This window comes from Acinetobacter pittii ATCC 19004 = CIP 70.29 (genome assembly GCF_000369045.1).
Taxonomy (GTDB): domain Bacteria; phylum Pseudomonadota; class Gammaproteobacteria; order Pseudomonadales; family Moraxellaceae; genus Acinetobacter; species Acinetobacter pittii.
This window is the reverse complement of record NZ_KB849786.1, coordinates 257,823-277,734: the sequence shown is the minus strand read 5'-3', so window position 1 is coordinate 277,734 and position 19,912 is coordinate 257,823. Positions and strand designations below refer to the sequence as shown.

Below are 19,912 nucleotides of genomic sequence, written 5' to 3'. Positions count from 1 at the left end.
ACGGTAATGGTGTGTGGACCATCAGTTAACGCAGGAAGTGTATTGTCTGCAAGCGTCCAGGTGCCGTCACCATTGTTCACTGCCGGATAGTCAACGCCATCAACAGTCACCACTACAGTTGCTGTCGGATCGTTCACTGTACCAGTTAACGCAGGTGTACTGTCATTCGTTAATAGATCAGTTATAACAACTGCTGGTGCAACTGCATCAACAGTAGCTGTACCTGGTAAAGATGGGTTGCCTGCTGGATCTGTAGCAATTGCCTCAACTTTATCACCATCATTCAAGCCTGGGTTCGGCACAGTCCAAGTACCATCCGGTCCTGCTACAACTGTTGCTGTGTCACCATTAGGATAGGTTACTGTTACGGTTGAACCAGGTTCTGCAGTACCTGTAATCGGGTCTGTCCCGTTAACAGGGTCAATCACTGGCGCTGAAGGAGCAGCTGTATCCAGTGTATAAGTTTGTGTATCGTTAACTGTGCTGCTATTACCTGCTGCATCAGTGAAGGTTACTTTAGCATCAATCGTTTTATCAGCATCAGCAACCAAACCGCTACCTGGTACACTTACTGTCCATGTACCTGCTGCATTGTCTACAGTTGCAGTATAAGTTACCCCATTAATAACAACTGTAACGGCTGTAGTAGCCGCATCTGAAGGAACGTTTTTCAATACACCTGTAATCGTGACATTGCCAGCCGCTTCTGATGCATTAACCACATTATCAGCTGTTACCGAATCAACAGCAAAGTTAACACCATCCGTATTTGGACCAACTGCATCAACAATAGCTGTTCCTGGTCCTGATGTATTGCCAGCAGGGTCTGTTGCTACAGCTGTAACTTCATCACCATTATTCAAACCAGGGTTTGGTACAGTCCAAGTACCATCCGGTCCTGCTACAACACTTGCCGTACTACCGTCCGGATAAGTCACAGTTACTGTTGAACCAGGTTCTGCTGTACCTGTGATCGGGTCTGTCCCGTTAACCGGGTCAATCACTGGTGCATTCGGTGCAGTCGTATCAATCGTATAAGTTTGTGTATCTTTAACAGTACTGCTATTACCTGCCGCATCTGTAAACGTTACAGTCGCATCAATGGTTTTATCTGCATCAGCTGTTAAACCACTACCAGGCACACTTACTGTCCATGTACCCGCTGTTTTGTCTACAGTTGCAGTATAAGTTACCCCATTAATAACAACTGTAACGGCCGTATTGGCCGCATCTGCTGGAATGTTTTTCAGAACACCAGTAATCGTGACATTACCTGCTGCTTCTGATGCATTAATTACGTTATCTGAAGTAACAGGATCAACAGAGAAAGTGACTCCATCTGTATTTGGTGGAGTGGTGTCAGCAGGTGTTGAGTCATCATCATTATCACTATTCGATGCTGCAGCGATAATACCGCCCGCAACTAAAGGAATAGCTGCCCACAACCATGGGTTTACACCTGCATCGTGATAAAGTAATGGTTCAATTGAAGAAATAGGTTGGTAAATAACATCAGATACCAACTCTTGTGGTGCTTCTGCTGGTAAAGCAGCAGGTAAATCCTCAGCTACCAGAGCTTGTGGTTCAACATCACTGTCTGCATCAGCGTCCGCATCAGCATCGGCGTCCGCATCATTTTCAGCATCTTTGAATTTTGCCCAAATCAACTGTCCATTTTCATCTTGAAAAACAAGACTGTTATCTTTAGGCTCAGCTGTTCCACTAAAGAAGCCTTCAATAACAATAGTCTCGCCATTTTTCAGGCGAATGACTGCATTGGTACCCTCCCTATTCACTACCAATACATCACTGGCAGCCACTTTTACCAATACGACCGACGCTTCTGAAAGCTTTGCAGAAGTTCCCTTGATTGTTGACAAGGTATCGTGACTATCCTTGGCAATAATTTGTATTTCAGGCATATCTGTATTCCTTTTATATTATTGATTTAAATGATTTTATGTATAATTCTTTTTACTTAATCTTTCTAAGTTTTTGACCTACAACTTAAAAACATTAAGTAATGTGATCATTTTTACATTAAACACTTTAAAATAAAAAAAACAAATACTAAAGTACCTAAAGAAAAAATTTTAATTAATAGAAATTATATATAAGTCTTAGTTAAGTTTTTCTTATGTTAATTTAATGAAAAATCACGTTAAACGTTTTATATATAAAACAAATTTATTGTTTTTCTATTTACCATTTGTTGAAAAATCATTTAATTAAAATATTCATATAACAATTATTAATATCTTAATAAAATAAAATATATTATTAATGATATATATAGAAAAAAAAGGCTTTAGGTAATATTTTACTATTACACTAAAACCTCATTTTTAAATATCTTATAAATTTTAAAAATATTTATATTTAGAAATTATCTGGACTCTCAAATCTTTTTACTTCTTGTAACTTATTCGGGTCATGCATTGTCGCAATTCCATCCTCAGTTTTTTGGTCTACAAGAATATCTGGATTATAAACGGTGATTGTTTCTCTACCCAGCGCATCCTCCCCCACAATATACTGAAAACCTCTTCGGTTCATCTTATGGCACAACCTTTGATAGAAGCCTTTTAAGCCTTCAGTTTCTTCGTTGGGGTTGTAATAAAAAGCATTCATCACAGCTGGTAAACCTAGGCCGCACACAATACCTGATAACAATACACTAATAAATGTATATCCAATCAGGATACTACTATAGGGACTTAAGGCAGGGATATTGGCTACTGCCAAAATCAATGCAAGTGAAATTCCTCCTCGTACCCCACCCCAAGATAAAATAGTCAAACTACCGTTGTAGCTTTTAGTTCTACGCATTGTGGGAAAAAAAGCGAAAGCCATAAAGTTGGCAGCAAAACGAGAAATATGAAGAATAAAGAACGCAACAATACCGCCTAAAATCAGGCTAAAGTTTAGATCAAGAATAAATAACTCTAAGCCAATTAAAGTAAATAAGAATGAGTTAATGATTCCTTCTACTGTATGCCAAAAATGATTAACTTCTTGAATCTCTCGCTCTTCTCGTATTTCCTTCCATTTGTTTCCAACAATTAAACCGCCAATTACACAAGCAATCGGTGCTGATGCATGTGCAAACAAAGCAACCAAATATGCTCCACTTGCAAGTAAAGCTGTTGTTAAAATTAGGGACTCCATTTCGTGTTTACCACGTAATAGACGCAACACCCCTACCCCAAATGCCCAACCAATGCCGACGGCGACAACAATTTCATAAAGTAGAGCTTCTAATGTTGCCACTAATGAGAAATGTTCACCTTGCAAAACATTAAGCAAAGTCATAAACAATGCAATACACATTGCATCATTAAATAATGATTCACCTTCTAGCTTAACAATTAAATGATGAGGTGCGCGAATCGAACTAAGCACACCTTTAATACCAATTGGGTCTGTTGCCCCTAAAGCTGCACCTAAAAGTAACAGCACCAGAATTGGCACATGATATCCAACCAGTAATTGGAATCCGTAGAGTAAACTGCCAAATAATACGGCGCAAAGCACTAAGGCAATTGTTGCCAAAATACTAATTTGTTTCCAATAACTTTTTAGATCTGAAATTTTAAATTTGAGTGCAGAAGAAGTTAGAATAAAGCAAATAACACCATTAATTAAAAAATCATAAAAATCGATATGGCGTACAGCTTCCTCAATATTATGAATGTTAATGGTAATAAACTGGTTACCATTTAGTAGGCTGGCACCCCACTGTAGAATAAAGACAAAAATTGCTGAGACCAGAGGAACACCAATCGCCTGCGGAAAGCCTAAAATACGCTTATTAAAGATCGTGGTTGCTATTGATAATGCAAAAACCACTGTAAACGCTTGTAATAGAAAAAAATTACCCATGAATACCCTTCTTCTGGGTCAACGACCAAATAAGAAAATTTTGCTAGGTCGACCAAACTAAACAAAATGCAGGCATTAATAATGCCATGATCATAAAAAATGAAAATTCGGATGCAAGTTTAACGAATTGATTGAACAATCTATCAATCTGTTAAATTTCTTAACATTATTTATAGTTATGATCTGAAAAAAAGATGAGCTTATTAAATTATGTTTAACAAGACTCATCCTATAAAATTTTAAACTGGATTATTAAAAGTATCACATTGATTAATATCACCAGTTTTTAAACCAACCTGAAACCAATGCATTCGCTGTTCACTACTACCATGAGTAAAGCTGTCTGGAACGACCTGCCCCGTAGAGCGCTTCTGTAAATAATCATCTCCAATTTTTTGAGCAGCATCCATCGCTTCTTCAATGTCACCTTGCTCTAAAAATTGAGTTCGCTGTTGATTATGGCTCGCCCAAATACCCGCTAAACAGTCAGCTTGTAATTCTTGACGAACAGATAATTGGTTACCTTCTCTTTGGCTGACTTGTGCACGGGCTTGCTGTACTTGTGACGAAATACCCAGCAAGGTTTGAACATGGTGCCCTACTTCATGTGCAACCACATAAGCTTGTGCAAAATCCCCAGCTTGATCTTCTCTAGAAAGTTCAGTTTGGTTCTGCTCACCAGAAATTCCCATTTGCTGACGCATATCTTTAAAGAATTCTGTATCGATATAAACCTTTTGGTCTGCAGGACAATAAAATGGCCCCATTGCAGATTGAGCAGTACCACATCCTGACTGAACCATTCCACTAAACAATACTAATGTTGGTGGCGTATAGCTTTTACCTAACTGTTTAAATATTGGGGTCCAAGTATCTTCTGTATCAGCCAAAACCGTTCCAACAAAATCCGAGGCTTCCTTTTGCTCGGCCGTTAAACTTTCTGGCGCAGTTGCATTTGATTGTTGTGAAGCAGTAACTTGCTGCGTTGCTTGATAAGCCTGCTGTGGGTCAACACCAAAGAACTTCCACGCAACAAATGCAACAACCAAACCAATAATACTAATACCGCCTGCTCTAACACCGCCACCACCTCGACGGTCCTCAACATTGCTACTAATTCGTCGACCTTTCCAGCGCATAATTTCCCTCTTCTTTTTAGAATGGCATCATGAACCCGATGCTTTTTTAGGCCACATTTTTTGTATTAAGCTCACAATTAATAGAACAATTGCACCTGCAACAAGTCCTATTCCAAAGTTAATCAATGTTGGTGTTAAAGCACCAATGATGTTACCCACTGCTGGTATTGTTTCCACATGATCCACTGTGTCTTCAGTTAAGTGATGAAGCAATGGAATCGTATGATTAATAATCCCGCCACCCACTAAAAACATTGCAATAGTGCCCACGATTGAAAGTAATTTCATCAAAATAGGAGCAAAAGCTAATAGGCCTCGACCTATAGTTTGTTTAAATGAGGTCGACTGTTCTGTTAAATATAATCCCAAATCATCAATCTTAACAATCATACCAACTAGGCCATAAACGCCAATCGTCATCACAACAGCAATAACACTTAAAACGCTTACCTTTGTCATTAAAGTAGCTGTAGCAACTGTACCAAGCGTAATCACCACGATCTCAGCCGATAAAATAAAATCAGTTCTTACTGCTCCTTTTATTTTTTCTTTTTCAAAAGTTGCTAAGTCTAATTCTTCAGTTTCAAGCTCTGCTTTTGCTTCCTCTGATGTAGAAGCTTTTTTATGCATAATGGTATGAAGAACTTTCTCTACTCCCTCATAACATAAAAATAACCCCCCGAGCATTAATAGCGGGTTAATAAGCCAAGGTGCAATCACACTAATTAACAATGCTAAAGGAACTAAAATAAGCTTATTAACAAATGAGCCTTTAGCCACTTTCCAAACAATAGGTAGTTCGCGATCTGCGCGCACACCTGTTACTTGCTGAGCATTTAAGGCCAAATCGTCACCTAAAACTCCGGCAGTTTTCTTGGCTGCCATTTTGCTCATTAAAGCAACATCATCTAAAATTGTTGCTATATCATCTAGTAATAAAAGTAAGCCACTCGCCATTTCTTATCCAAGTTTGTATTTATTAAGGCTATTGTAAGATGATTTTTTTGAATTTCTGTAATTTTACTGAATAAATTCACAATATTATTTTAAGAAAAGTTTCCCCAATCGCTGACGAAAAAAATTTATTTCCCGTACAATAATGCCAATCTTTTATATTACAGGGCTTACTACCCCTGATTAAGCCAATACGATAGTGGAATAAATAATGAGTAATGTTGATCAGCGTCCAATTATTTTGACAGGCGACCGCCCAACCGGACAACTTCATCTTGGGCATTTTGTCGGTTCTTTGCGTTCTCGTGTAGGTTTACAGGATAGCCATCATCAACATCTCTTATTAGCAGATGCACAAGCATTAACAGATAATGCAGATAATCCAGATAAAGTTCGTCGTAATATTCTAGAAGTTGCTCTAGATTATTTAGCTGTAGGCATTGATCCAACAAAAACTACCATTTGTGTTCAATCTTGCTTACCAGCACTCAATGAACTCACAATGCTTTATCTTAACTTTGTGACAGTTGCGCGTTTAGAACGTAACCCGACCATTAAATCTGAAATTCAAATGCGTGGTTTCGAACGTGACATTCCAGCTGGTTTCCTCTGCTACCCTGTTGCACAAGCGGCTGACATTACTGCTTTCAAAGCAACTGTGGTTCCAGTGGGTGAAGATCAGATTCCAATGATTGAACAAACGAATGAAATCGTACGTCGAGTAAATCGCCAAATCGGTCAAGATCTTTTGCCTGAATGTAAAGCTTTGCTTTCTAATATGGCACGTCTACCTGGTTTTGATGGTAAAGCGAAAATGTCTAAATCATTAGGCAATACCATCGTTTTAAATGCTTCTGATAAAGACATTAAAAAAGCTGTTAATGCGATGTACACCGATCCAAATCACCTTCGTATTGAAGATCCAGGTCAAGTTGAAGGCAATATCGTATTTACTTATTTAGATGCATTTGATTCAAATAAAGAAGAAGTTGAAGAATTAAAAGCTCACTATCGTCGCGGTGGTCTTGGTGACGGTACGGTTAAAAAACGTCTTGAAGGTGTCTTAAAAGAGTTAATTACACCTATTCGTGAACGTCGAGAAGAGCTTGCTAAAGATCCTGACTATATTATGGATGTTTTACGTCAAGGTACAGATAAGTGCCGTCTTATTACTCAACAGACTTTAGACGAAGTTAAAGATGGTTTAGGTTTATTTAAATTTTAATCCTTTTTGAAAACTAAAAGCCCTTCGGGGCTTTTTTTATTTATTAGATTCAATAATATTCATTTTTTAGAATTACTAATGTATTGATAGCCATTCACAGGCTTTTACCCTATTAACGTGAAGTAACACTTATTAACGCTAATAGCGATGAAGAATATCTTATCTTTATCTATTATCCTCTATGTAGGTCACATCATATGAGCCTCACGACATTTCTCCTTAAACCGAAACTGTTTTTACAGATTCGTTGTTCTACGCAATGATCACCCCAATCATTGCGTATTTTTTTGCCTAAAAATTTTATTTATGAATTAGCTATACTTATAAAAACTCTTATTTTTCTTTAATAAATAAAAAAACACCGCATCATTTTTCAGATGCGGTGCTTTTTAAGATTCAGCGTAAAGCGATTAAGCTAAACCTTTCTCTTTTAAAACTTGCAACATAGTTGAACCAAGCTCAGCTGGGCTACGAGTGTAAGCCATACCTGCTTTTTCAAATGCAGCGAATTTCTCTTCAGCAGTACCTTGACCACCAGAAATAATCGCACCAGCGTGACCCATACGCTTACCTTTAGGAGCAGTTACACCAGCAATGTAACCTACTACAGGCTTAGTCACGTTAGATTTGATGAATTCAGCAGCTTCTTCTTCCGCTGTACCACCGATCTCACCGATCATGATGATTGCATCAGTATCTGGATCGTCTTGGAACAATTGAAGCGCTTCGATTTGGTTCATACCTGGGATTGGGTCACCACCGATACCGATACAAGTAGACTGACCTAAACCAAGCTTAGTTGTTTGAGCAACAGCTTCATAAGTCAATGTACCTGAACGCGAGATGATACCAATACGACCTGGTTGGTGAATATGACCAGGCATAATACCAATCTTACATTCACCTGGAGTGATCACGCCTGGACAGTTAGGGCCAACTAAACGAGTACCGTTACCGTTAGTTTCTAAGTAGCGTTTTGCTTTAAGCATGTCGATTGTTGGAACACCTTCAGTGATCACAACGATTAGGCCAACACCTGAATCAACCGCTTCAACGATTGAGTCTAAAACAAATGGAGCTGGTACATAGATTACAGATGCATCTGCATTTGTTTCACGTACAGCTTCTTTCATTGTGTTGAATACTGGTAAGTCAAGGTGAGTAGTACCACCTTTACCTGGAGTAACACCACCAACAACTTTTGTACCGTAGTCTAAAGCTTGTGCAGAGTGGAAAGTACCGTTTTTACCAGTAAAACCTTGTACCAATACTTTAGTGTCTTTATTAATTAATACGCTCATGATTGATACTCCCCTTACGCTTTAACTGCAGCTACAACTTTTTCTGCGGCATCAGACAAGCCATTTGCAGAAATTAATTTCAAACCAGATTCATCAAGTAATTTAGCACCTAACTCAGCGTTGTTACCTTCTAAACGAACAACAACTGGAACAGTTACGTTTACTTCTTGAACCGCTGCAATAATCGCTTCAGCAATCATGTCACAACGTACGATACCACCGAAGATGTTGATTAAAACACCTTGTACAGATGTATCAGCAAGGATGATTTTGAACGCTTCGATTACGCGCTCTTTAGTTGCACCGCCACCAACGTCAAGGAAGTTTGCAGGCTGACCACCATAAAGTTTAATGATGTCCATAGTTGCCATTGCAAGACCAGCACCGTTAACCATACAACCGATGTTACCTTCTAAAGCAACATAGTTAAGATCAAATTCAGATGCTTTTAATTCACGCTCATTCTCTTGAGATTTGTCACGTAAAGCAGCAACTTTAGGTAAACGGTAAAGCGCGTTAGAGTCGATACCTACTTTCGCGTCTACACATAAAATTTCGCCATTTTCACGAACTGAAAGTGGGTTAATTTCAAATAAAGCAAAATCATTTTCAACAAATGCTTGGTAAGCAGCTGTCATGATTTTTACGAATTGACCGATTTGCTTGTCTTTCAAACCTAAAGCAAACGCAACTTCACGTGCTTGGAATGGTTGTAAGCCAACTAATGGATCAACTTCAACTTTGATAATTTTTTCTGGAGTTTCTTCAGCAACTTTCTCGATTTCTACACCACCTTCTGTAGAAGCCATGAAAGTAATACGACGGCTAGAACGGTCTACAACCGCGCCCAAGTAAAGCTCACGCTCAACTGGATATACGTCTTCAGCAACAATAATGCTGTTTACTGGTTGACCATTTGCATCTGTTTGATACGTTACAAGACGAGTACCAATGATATTGTTTGCAAATTCGATAACGTCTTCTTTAGATTTTGCAACTTTAACGCCACCAGCCTTACCACGACCACCAGCATGAACTTGCGCTTTCATTACCGCGAATTTACCACCAAGCTGTTCAAATGCAGCAACTGCTTCGTCTGCATTGGTAGCCAAGATACCTTCTTGTACTGGCATACCATATTCTTTCAATAACGCTTTAGCTTGATACTCATGTAAGTTCATTTAGTTACCTACTTAACTTTGTTTGTTGTCTTCAATTTGCGCAACATTCTCATGTTACTTATGCAAATTGCTGTCTACGTCTTTCACCTTGATGCTTTTTTAATCACACCATCGAATGTGAAAAAGAGCGGAGAACCGCTCTTTATTTTATTTACGCTTACGTTGAATCGCGTGAATTGCACGACCATCTACAGCAAGTGCAGCTTCATGAACAACTTCAGAGAATGTTGGATGACCAAATGTCATTAACTGAAGATCTTCAACAGAAGATACAAATTCAAGAGCGATCATACCTTGGTGTACGATATCAGATGCAGCAGGTCCAATAACATGCATACCTAATAAACGGTCAGTTTTTGCGTCAGCAACAAACTTAACAAAACCAGCACCTTCACCCGCCGCTAAAGCACGACCATTTACAGCAAAACCGAATTGACCAGTTTTAACTTCATGACCTTTTTCTTTAGCTTGTTCTTCAGTTAAACCAACCCATGCCGCTTCCGGATGTGTATAGATAACAGAAATGATTGTGTCATAGTTCACTTGAGCTGCATGACCGTGAATACGCTCAACAGCCATTACACCTTCTTCCATTGCTTTATGAGCAAGCATTGGACCACGAACCAAGTCACCAATCGCGTATACACCTTCTACAGAAGTTGCACAGTGATCGTTTACTTCTACTAGACCACGTTCAGTCAATTTAATGCCTGAATCATCTGCCAATAAACCTTCTGCATAAGCTTTACGGCCTACACAAACGATTAATTTGTCAAAAGTCTGAGTTTTTTCTTCGCCGCCTTGAGTGTATTTAACAGTCACTTCACGACCATTAATTTCAGTACCAGAAACTTTAGCACCGATACGAATATCAAGACCTTGCTTAGTTAAAAGTTTTTGGTAGTCTTTTGCCAAAGCTTTATCAGCCATTGGTAAGAATGCATCCATTGCTTCAAAAACAACAACTTCAGCACCAAGACGACGCCAAACAGAACCAAGCTCTAAACCGATTACACCTGCACCAATTACACCTAAACGCTTAGGTACTTCTGGGAAGTTCAATGCACCAGTTGAATCAACAATAATATCTTGATCTACAGGAGCTACTGGAATATTTACAGGCACAGAACCAGACGCAAGAATAACGTATTTAGGTTCTAAAACTTGAGTTTCGCCTTCATGAGAAACGAACTCAACTTTTTTACCAGCAAGTAATTTACCTGTACCTTTTAACCATTCAATGCCATTGCCTTTAAGCAATTGATCGATACCACCAGTTAATTGGTCAACAATTTTGTCTTTACGAGCAAGAAGCTTAGCAAGATCAAAATTCACTTCACCTGTAGTGATACCGTGATCAGCTAGGTGATGTACTGTATCTTCGTAACGGTGAGAAGAGTCAAGTAATGCTTTAGAAGGAATACAACCTACGTTTAAGCATGTACCACCTAAAGATGGCTTACCGTTGTGAATACGTTTTTCGATACAAGCGACTTTAAAACCTAGTTGAGCAGCACGAATCGCAGCTTCATAACCACCAGGACCACCGCCAATAACAACAAGATCAAATTGTTGAGACATTGTTTATCTCCATGGTCCGAGATAGAGGATCACTCTACCTCGGTAATATTATTCGAAGAAATTAAAGATCAAGGATGAGTTTAGCTGGCTCTTCTAACAATTCTTTGATTGCTACCAAGAAACCTACAGCTTCTTTACCATCGATCATACGGTGGTCATAAGAAAGTGCTAAATACATCATTGGCAAGATTTCAACTTGACCATTTACAGCCATAGGACGCTCTTGGATTTTATGCATACCCAAAATACCAGTTTGTGGCTGATTCAAAATTGGAGTTGAAAGTAACGAACCGAAAGTACCACCGTTAGTGATTGTGAAAGTACCACCAGTCATTTCTTCGATAGATAATTTACCATCACGTGCTTTAGCAGCATATGCACCAATACCAGATTCAACTTCTGCATAGCTCATACGATCAGTATCACGTAATACTGGTACAACAAGACCACGATCAGAAGATACTGCAACACCGATGTCATAGTAACCGTGATAAACGATATCGTCGCCATCAATTGAAGCGTTTACAGCTGGGTAGCGTTTAAGCGCTTCAGTTGCTGCTTTAACGAAGAATGACATGAAGCCTAAACGAGCGCCATGACGTTTTTCAAAAGCATCTTTATATTGCTTACGCAATTCCATGATTGGCTTCATGTTAACTTCGTTGAATGTAGTTAACATTGCAGTTTCTTGAGTTGCAGCAAGAAGACGCTCAGCTACACGCTTACGTAAACGAGTCATTGGAACGCGTTTTTCGATACGCTCACCAACAGCCACACTTAACGGAGTAACGTTAGCAGCTGGTTTAGCTTGATGGTTTGTAACATCTTCTTTAGTGATACGACCACCACGACCAGTACCTTGTACGTCAGCAGCAGCAATACCAGATTCAGTTAATGCTTTACGAACTGCAGGAGCTTGATCAGATACAGTTTCTGTACGCTCAACAACAGGCGCTGCACCAGCTTGAGTCTGAGCAACTGCTTGCTCTACTGCAGGAGCAGCCGTTGCTGCACCAGCACCAGCTTCAAACTGAGCAATTACTTCGTCAGAAAGAACTGTATCGCCTTCATCTTTAATGATTGCAACTAAGCTACCATCAGCAGGAGCAACAACTTCTAAAACAACTTTGTCGGTTTCAATATCACAGATTACTTCATCACGTGATACAGGTTCACCCACCTTTTTGTGCCAAGTTGCGATGGTTCCATCTGCAACAGACTCTGGGAATACCGGTGCTTTAATTTCGGTTGCCATTATTGAGAATCTCCTGATTGTTCAGCTTCGATTGCCAATGCATCATTAATTAGCTGAGCTTGTTGTTTTGCATGCAAGTACGGTGAGCCACAAGCTGGTGCAGCAGAAGCTTCACGACCTGCAAAACTGATACGGATTTGTTTGCCAGATTTTAAGATATCGTCATATAAACGCGGTGCGATAAATAACCATGCGCCTTGGTTCTTCGGCTCTTCTTGTGCCCAAACAAGTTCTTTCACGTTTGGATATGCAGTCAAGATTTCGGCAAGACGTTGCTCTGGATATGGATACAACTGTTCAATACGTACAATTGCGACATTAGTTAAGTTTTGTTCACGACGTTTTTCAAGTAAGTCGTAATAAACTTTACCGCCACAAAGTACAAGACGAGTTACATCTGACTTGTTAATTTGATCGATTTCGTCAATTACAGTTTGGAATGAACCATTTGCGAGCTCTTCTAAAGTAGAAGTAGCAAGTTTATGACGAAGTAAAGATTTCGGTGACATTACAATCAATGGCTTACGAATTGGGCGTACAGCTTGACGACGTAATGCATGGAAAATCTGTGCAGGTGTCGTTGGAGTGATCACTTGCATGTTGTCTTCAGCACATAACTGTAAGAAACGTTCTAAACGAGCTGATGAGTGCTCTGGGCCTTGACCTTCGAAACCGTGCGGTAACAACATTGTTAAACCACAAACACGTTCCCACTTAGTCTCACCAGAAGCAATAAACTGGTCAATCACAACTTGAGCACAGTTTACGAAGTCACCAAATTGTGCTTCCCAAATAATCAAGCTCTTAGGAATTGTAGTTGCGTAACCATATTCGAATGCAAGAACTGCTTCTTCAGATAAAAGAGAGTCGTAAATCGCAAAACGTGGTTGGTTCTCTTTCACATGACAAAGTGGAATGTAAGTTGAACCATCAGCTTGGTTATGCAATTTCGCATGACGGTGTGAGAAGGTACCACGACCCACGTCTTCACCAGTAATACGAACTAGATAATCTTCATCTAATAAAGTTGCATAAGCTAAAGTTTCTGCTGCACCCCAGTTTAATGGAGTTTCACCAGTTTGCATTTTTACGCGGTCTTCAATTACTTTTTGAACCTGACGCTGCATTACAAACCCTTCAGGAAGTTTGCTCATGCCCTCGCCTAATTCTTTTAAGCGATTTAAGTCAAATGAAGTATCCCAATCGTCTGTGTAGTCATGGCCCAGATATGGCGTCCAATCAACAAACATTTTGGTATTTGGTTCAAGAATCAATGCATTTGCTACATGATTACCTGCTTCTAAATCAGAACGGTAATCTTCAACCATTTGGTCTGCTTCAGCACGATCAAGTACTTTCTCTTGAACAAGTTGATCAGCATAAAGTGTACGAGTAGTCGCTTTCTTCGCAATTACTTGATACATCAATGGTTGTGTACCAGATGGCTCATCTGCTTCGTTATGGCCACGACGACGATAACAGAACAAATCGATAACAACATCTTTACGGAATTCGTGACGGAAATCATGTGCTAATTGAGTAGCAAAGATAACAGCTTCTGGATCATCGCCATTTACATGGAAAATTGGCGCCTGAATCATTTTAGCAACGTCTGTACAGTATTCTGTAGAACGTGCGTCACGAGGATCAGAAGTTGTGAAACCTACTTGGTTGTTCACAATAATATGAACTGTACCGCCAACCGTATAGCCACGAGTTTGTGACATCTGGAAGGTTTCCATGTTCACGCCCTGACCTGCAAATGCCGCATCACCATGAACAATAACTGGTAAAACGTCATCACCGCCAATGTCTCTACGACGTACTTGACGTGCACGTACAGAACCTTCAACTACAGGACCAACAATTTCCAAGTGAGATGGGTTAAATGCTAATGCCAAGTGAACTTCGCCACCTGGAGTCATTACATTACTTGAGAAACCTTGGTGGTATTTAACGTCGCCAGAACCTTTTTTATGAATTGATTTACCTTCGAACTCACCAAATAAGTCCGCAGGGTTTTTACCCATAATATTCACAAGAAGGTTTAAACGGCCACGGTGTGGCATACCAATAACAACTTCTTTACAACCTACAGCACCAGCACGTTGAATAATCTCGTTTACCATAGGAATAAAAGATTCGCCGCCCTCAACACCAAAGCGTTTAGCACCGACGTATTTATTACCAAGATATTTTTCAAGACCTTCAGCAGCAGTTAAACGCTCTAAGAAGCCTTTCTTTTGATCATTTGTGTAATTGAATTTACCACGGGCACTTTCAAGACGCTGTTGAATCCAACGTTTTTCTTTTGTGTCCACGATATGCATGTATTCAACACCGATCGAACCACAATAGATTGATTCCATTGCTTCAATCATTTCAGCAAGCGTTGCTTCGCTTTTGCCGATTTCAAGATTGCCAGTATTGAATACAGTATCTAAATCTGATTTGGTTAAACCGTGAGCTGAAAGATCTAAATCTGGAATCTCTTCACGCTTAGCAAGACCTAATGGATCTAATTTAGCTTTTTGATGTCCGCGATTACGATAAGCAGCAATAAGTTGTAAAACGCCAATTTGACGACGCTCATGCTCAGTACTTACAGTACTTTGTACAACAGGTTGAACACGATTAGCATTACGTCCTAGTAATAGGAATTGCTCACGCACAGCGCTGTGTGGTTGGTCACCCTTTGGATATTTATCGAAATATTGGCGCCAGTCCTCAGCTACAGAGGTTGGGGAAGTCAGGTACTGCTCGTAAAGTTCTTCAATATACGCTGCACTATCAGCGGAAAGTTCAGTGTCAAGACGCAATGCGTCAGCAACTTCTTGCATTTGTGGACCCATTTCCTATTGCAAAAAATATTACAGGCTGCCTTTTAAGCACACCCATGATGCATAATGCCAAATTGGTAAAAAAGGCATTACTTACCCAACAGGTCTCTAAGACCATGGGGCGTCATACTACCTAGAGAGAAAACTCCATAGGTAATTAATGAATCACAACGCCCTCAATGGCATCATCACTCACCTTATACTCGATTAAAACCGAGCAATTTTTTGCAAATCTTTTTAGAAAAATTAACTTTAAAATTAACTTTTCTAAAATGACTTTAACCATAAAAATTAAGCACAGATCTAAGATCGTGCTACTTAAATTAATTTCACTAGTATACGCTTTTTTCACCTATAACTTTGTGGCAAATCGTATCATGTTCTTAAACAACGATTGATTTTTTTGACACATACCACCTATAAATTGGCGAAATACATAAGCGATTTTATCTTTTAATATATGGTGCAATATATAAAATCCTCGCTCTTTTCGACCAAAGTCTAAAGTTTACATTATAAAATTAAAAAAAAACGCACATCAAGGATGCGCGTTTTCTATTTGTGCAGAATTAACCCGCTTGATCTAATAGCATGTTACGGATGTGACCGATTGCTTTAGTAGGGTTTAGACCTTTAGGACATACTGACACACAGTTCATAATACCTTTACAACGGAACAAACTGAATGGATCGTCAAGACGAGCCAAACGGTCTGCAGTAGCAGTATCACGAGAATCGATGATAAAACGGTATGCATTCAACAATGCTGAAGGACCCAAGAATTTATCAGGGTTCCACCAGAATGATGGGCATGAAGTTGAACAACATGCACAAAGAATACATTCATACAAACCATTTAAGTGTTCACGCTCTTCAGGAGACTGTAAACGCTCTTTAGGTGGAGCTGGTTGGTTATTGATCAAGAATGGCTGAATTTTGTCATATTGATCATAGAATTGGTTCATATCAACAACCAAATCTTTAACAACCGGCAAACCTGGTAATGGACGAATTACAATTTTCTCAGGCAGGTCATTTAAATTCCATAAACAAGCCAAACCATTTTTACCATTAATGTTTACACCATCCGAACCACAAATACCTTCACGGCATGAACGACGGAACGTTAATGATTCATCTTGAACCTTCAAAGCAAGTAATGCATCAAGCAACATACGGTGCTTATCAGTCAATTCAAGCTTGAAAGTTTGCATGTACGGCGCTTTATCCTTATCAGGATCATAGCGGTAGATTTCGAATGTACGAGTACCTCTACTCATCTTTATACTCCCGATTAGAATGTACGTGGTGCTGGTGGAATTGCATCAACAGTCAACGGTTTGAAGCGCACTGGCTTATATTCCAAACGGTTATCTGATGAATACCATAAAGTATGCTTCATCCACTCATCATCACGGCGACCGTATGAATAAGTTGGGTGATCAGCTGGCAATTCATAATCAACTACAGTATGCGCACCACGACACTCTTTACGCGCAGCAGCTGAAATTAATGTAGCTTTTGCAACTTCATATAAGTTTTCAACTTCAAGCGCTTCAACACGTGCAGTGTTAAACACTTTAGATTTATCTTTCAAGTGAATGTTGCGCACACGTGGTTCAAGAGCAAGAATCTCTTTAACACCTTTATCAAGCAAAGCTTGAGTACGGAATACACCAGCGTGGTCTTGAACGATATCACGAATCGCATCAGCAACTTCTTGTGCATTTTCGCCAGAAGTTGATTCATCCAATTTACGTACGCGATCTAAAGTTTGCTCTAATACGTTTGTTGGAAGTGGTGCATATTCATCACCATGATGCTTAGTTACGTAGTCGATAATGTGCTCACCAGCAGCTTTACCAAATACAACCAAGTCAAGAAGTGAGTTAGTACCTAAACGGTTTGCACCATGTACTGATACACAAGAACATTCACCAATTGCATAGAAACCTTTTACAGGTTTAGTGTAATTGTCTGTACCTGCTTCAGGTAAGCACACTTGACCATGCATATTTGTAGGAATACCACCCATTTGATAATGGATTGTTGGTACTACAGGAATTGGTTCTTTAGTAATGTCAACGTTCGCGAATTTTTTACCAATCTCAAATACAGATGGCAAACGCTTCATGATTGTGTCAGCGCCCAAGTGAGTCATATCTAGTAAGATATAATCACCTTTTGGACCACAACCACGACCTTCTTTAATTTCTTGGTCCATAGAACGTGATACGAAGTCACGTGGAGCCAAGTCTTTTAAAGTTGGTGCATAACGTTCCATGAACGGTTCGCCGTCTTTGTTACGAAGGATTGCACCTTCACCACGACACCCTTCAGTTAACAATACGCCTGCGCCCGCAACACCCGTAGGGTGGAATTGCCAGAATTCCATATCTTGTAATGGAATACCAGCACGAGCAGCCATACCAAGACCGTCACCAGTGTTGATATAAGCATTTGTTGATGCACGGTAAACACGACCAGCACCACCGGTCGCAAACAATGTCGCTTTTGCTTGGAATACTGCGATATTACCAGTTTCTTGGTCAATCGCTGTTACACCAAGAACATCACCTGCTTCGTTACGGATCAAATCAAGCGCGATCCATTCAACGAAGAACTGAGTACCCATTTTCACGTTGCTTTGATAAAGCGTGTGCAATAATGCGTGACCAGTACGGTCAGCAGCAGCACAAGCACGTGGAACTGGTTTATCACCATAGTTCGCAGAGTGGCCACCGAACGGACGCTGGTAAATTGTACCATCAGCGTTACGGTCAAACGGCATACCCATGTGTTCAAGTTCATACACAACTTTTGGTGCTTCACGACACATAAATTCAATTGCGTCTTGGTCACCTAACCAGTCAGAACCTTTTACCGTATCGTAAAAGTGGAAATGCCAGTTATCTTCTTGCATGTTACCTAACGACGCACCGATACCGCCCTGAGCAGCAACTGTATGTGAACGTGTTGGGAAAACTTTAGTAAGTACTGCAACTTTCAAACCTGCTTGAGCAAGTTGGTAAGAAGCACGCATACCAGAACCACCACCACCAACGATAACTGCATCGAAAGTGAGGTTTTGAATATTTGAATAATCTTCTTTAGGGGTTATCGCGCCCATGATATCTTCCTATCAATTCGCCCAGAAAATCTGGATACCCCAGATTGCGTACACAAACACTGCAATAATGACAGCCGTCGTCAGTACAAGGCGTAAACCTTTCGCTGAAGGACCCATTTGACGAGTAGTGACATAGTCAGTGAAAACCTGCCACATACCAATCCATGCGTGTGCGATAAGCGATAAAATTGCCAATAAAGAAAAAATCTTCATTGGTAATGTCATCATGAAGCCAGCCCACTGTTGATAGTCAAATCCACCTTTGCAGAGAATCCAACCAAAAAGAACAACAGTATAAGCTGCTAATACAACCGCACTTACACGCTGGATAAACCAATCACGAGAACCTGAACCAGTTAAACCTGTAGCACTTTTCATTAGAACATAATCCATACAAAGGCTGCGATAATGGCTACCACAGATAAGATCAATGAAATTGTCGCTGCAATACGACCACTTTGCAGTTCTTCAGCAAAACCTAAATCTGCAAGTAAGTGCTTAATTCCAGCAATAAAGTGGAATATCAAGCCGGCTGCAAATACCCAAACAACAAAACGTACAAGGATATTTCCAAAAACGACATTTTTAACGTAGTCAAATCCTTCTGGTGAAGATAATGATTTATCTAGAATCCATAAGAGAACTGGTACTAATAAGAAAACGATGACACCTGATAAACGGTGTAAAATTGATGCAATAGCCACGGGTGAGCGTAAATTTACCGCTAACACCTGACCCATGGACAAATTGACAGGTCTGTTGCTTTTCACAGCGGGCATCCTGTAGGTAGAAACTCCGACCGGAGTTTGTTGAATTAATTCCAAGGAAAGCTGGCATTGTTAGGCAAGCACAGCTCATGCCTAACCTATAAACGACACTGAATTATAAAACGCGAAGTATCAAAATACAAACAATCCACTTTGCCATTTCAGCAAAAAACCATTAAATAAGAATCATTCAAAACAATATTACATTATTAGGTCAATAAAAAAACTACACCTACATACATCATGTCCTTGTTTAAAATAACATTTTATTTAATTTCATTTTTTCTGAAATTTCTTTTAAATAAGCCGATTTTAGACTAAAGATAAAGTTATAAATTCCTCATATCAATAGAAAAATGATCGCAATACCCTCCTATTTTCAATGTGAGCCACATTTCAAATAAGTGAACAGACTTATATTTCAGATAGATATTAAGCGATCTATACTAATTTTTCGAAAGTGAATTTCATTAAAAAACAGTTCTTATGATTTTAAAATCATCTGATAAGCTATTTTTTATACAATTAAACTTAAAAAAAGAACAATATTCTTTGTTACAACTAAATAAAAATACAATTTTTTTTGAGTATAAATTTGAAATTACATCATGAGTTTTATGATTTTTTTAAGCGGATTGGCATTTTCTACCGCCTTAT

16 protein-coding genes are annotated in these 19,912 nt (G+C 39.4%); 2 read left to right on the top strand and 14 right to left on the bottom strand.

The window, feature by feature from the left end:
* From F928_RS22575 to F928_RS05620, 4 genes are all read right to left on the bottom strand, one after another.
* On the bottom strand, nucleotides 1-1,922 hold a 1,922-nt coding region (locus F928_RS22575), incomplete at its 3' end, for a BapA/Bap/LapF family prefix-like domain-containing protein (protein ID WP_005072933.1).
* A 457-nt stretch (nucleotides 1,923-2,379) separates the two neighbouring features.
* Nucleotides 2,380-3,882 (bottom strand): cation:proton antiporter, encoded by a 1,503-nt coding sequence (locus F928_RS05630; protein WP_002116022.1) that lies wholly within the window; start codon nucleotides 3,880-3,882, stop codon nucleotides 2,380-2,382.
* Nucleotides 3,883-4,121: 239 nt separating this feature from the next.
* Nucleotides 4,122-5,021 (bottom strand): KPN_02809 family neutral zinc metallopeptidase, encoded by a 900-nt coding sequence (locus tag F928_RS05625; RefSeq protein WP_002116484.1) that lies wholly within the window; start codon nucleotides 5,019-5,021, stop codon nucleotides 4,122-4,124.
* Nucleotides 5,022-5,048: 27 nt separating this feature from the next.
* Entirely contained in the window at nucleotides 5,049-5,978 is a 930-nt protein-coding gene (locus F928_RS05620; protein WP_005072929.1) for a DUF808 domain-containing protein, read from the bottom strand.
* Nucleotides 5,979-6,186: 208 nt separating this feature from the next.
* On the opposite strand from F928_RS05620, the gene trpS reads away from it, so the two are divergent.
* Nucleotides 6,187-7,200: a tryptophan--tRNA ligase gene (gene trpS, locus F928_RS05615; RefSeq protein WP_005072927.1), complete on the top strand. Its 1,014-nt coding sequence runs from the start codon at nucleotides 6,187-6,189 to the stop codon at nucleotides 7,198-7,200.
* Nucleotides 7,201-7,610: 410 nt separating this feature from the next.
* On the opposite strand, the gene sucD is transcribed toward trpS, so the two are convergent.
* The 10 genes from sucD to sdhC all read right to left on the bottom strand — a co-directional run bounded on the left by sucD (nucleotide 7,611) and on the right by sdhC (nucleotide 19,267).
* Nucleotides 7,611-8,501 (bottom strand): succinate--CoA ligase subunit alpha, encoded by an 891-nt coding sequence (gene sucD / locus F928_RS05610; protein WP_000114637.1) that lies wholly within the window; start codon nucleotides 8,499-8,501, stop codon nucleotides 7,611-7,613.
* 14 nt (nucleotides 8,502-8,515) lie between these two features.
* Nucleotides 8,516-9,682, bottom strand: a complete 1,167-nt coding sequence (sucC, locus tag F928_RS05605; RefSeq protein WP_001048573.1) for an ADP-forming succinate--CoA ligase subunit beta — start codon at nucleotides 9,680-9,682, stop codon at nucleotides 8,516-8,518.
* 147 nt (nucleotides 9,683-9,829) lie between these two features.
* Nucleotides 9,830-11,263, bottom strand: a complete 1,434-nt coding sequence (gene lpdA / locus F928_RS05600) for a dihydrolipoyl dehydrogenase (protein WP_002116053.1) — start codon at nucleotides 11,261-11,263, stop codon at nucleotides 9,830-9,832.
* A gap of 61 nt (nucleotides 11,264-11,324) precedes the next feature.
* Nucleotides 11,325-12,518, bottom strand: coding sequence for a 2-oxoglutarate dehydrogenase complex dihydrolipoyllysine-residue succinyltransferase (gene odhB, locus F928_RS05595; protein WP_005072923.1), 1,194 nt, complete (start codon nucleotides 12,516-12,518; stop codon nucleotides 11,325-11,327).
* Nucleotides 12,518-15,358 carry a 2-oxoglutarate dehydrogenase E1 component gene (sucA, locus tag F928_RS05590; protein ID WP_005072920.1) on the bottom strand — a complete coding sequence of 947 codons (2,841 nt, stop codon included), beginning with the start codon at nucleotides 15,356-15,358 and terminating at the stop codon, nucleotides 12,518-12,520. Before sucA ends, odhB begins: the two co-directional genes overlap by 1 nt.
* Nucleotides 15,359-15,515: 157 nt before the next feature.
* On the bottom strand, nucleotides 15,516-15,644 hold the full coding sequence (locus F928_RS0103640) for a hypothetical protein (RefSeq protein ID WP_002116082.1): 129 nt from the start codon (nucleotides 15,642-15,644) through the stop codon (nucleotides 15,516-15,518).
* A gap of 283 nt (nucleotides 15,645-15,927) precedes the next feature.
* Nucleotides 15,928-16,638, bottom strand: coding sequence for a succinate dehydrogenase iron-sulfur subunit (sdhB, locus tag F928_RS05585; protein WP_002116292.1), 711 nt, complete (start codon nucleotides 16,636-16,638; stop codon nucleotides 15,928-15,930).
* A gap of 14 nt (nucleotides 16,639-16,652) precedes the next feature.
* A complete protein-coding gene (gene sdhA, locus F928_RS05580) occupies nucleotides 16,653-18,488 on the bottom strand; it encodes a succinate dehydrogenase flavoprotein subunit (RefSeq protein ID WP_002116225.1) in 1,836 nt (611 codons plus the stop codon).
* A gap of 12 nt (nucleotides 18,489-18,500) precedes the next feature.
* Nucleotides 18,501-18,866 (bottom strand): succinate dehydrogenase, hydrophobic membrane anchor protein, encoded by a 366-nt coding sequence (gene sdhD, locus F928_RS05575; protein WP_000833672.1) that lies wholly within the window; start codon nucleotides 18,864-18,866, stop codon nucleotides 18,501-18,503.
* Nucleotides 18,866-19,267 (bottom strand): succinate dehydrogenase, cytochrome b556 subunit, encoded by a 402-nt coding sequence (gene sdhC, locus F928_RS05570; RefSeq protein WP_005804648.1) that lies wholly within the window; start codon nucleotides 19,265-19,267, stop codon nucleotides 18,866-18,868. Before sdhC ends, sdhD begins: the two co-directional genes overlap by 1 nt.
* Before the next feature lie 474 nt (nucleotides 19,268-19,741).
* Here sdhC and F928_RS21780 point away from each other — a divergent pair, with 474 nt between their 5' ends.
* Nucleotides 19,742-19,867, top strand: coding sequence for a hypothetical protein (locus tag F928_RS21780; protein WP_002116304.1), 126 nt, complete (start codon nucleotides 19,742-19,744; stop codon nucleotides 19,865-19,867).
* The last annotated feature ends 45 nt before the right edge of the window (nucleotides 19,868-19,912 follow it).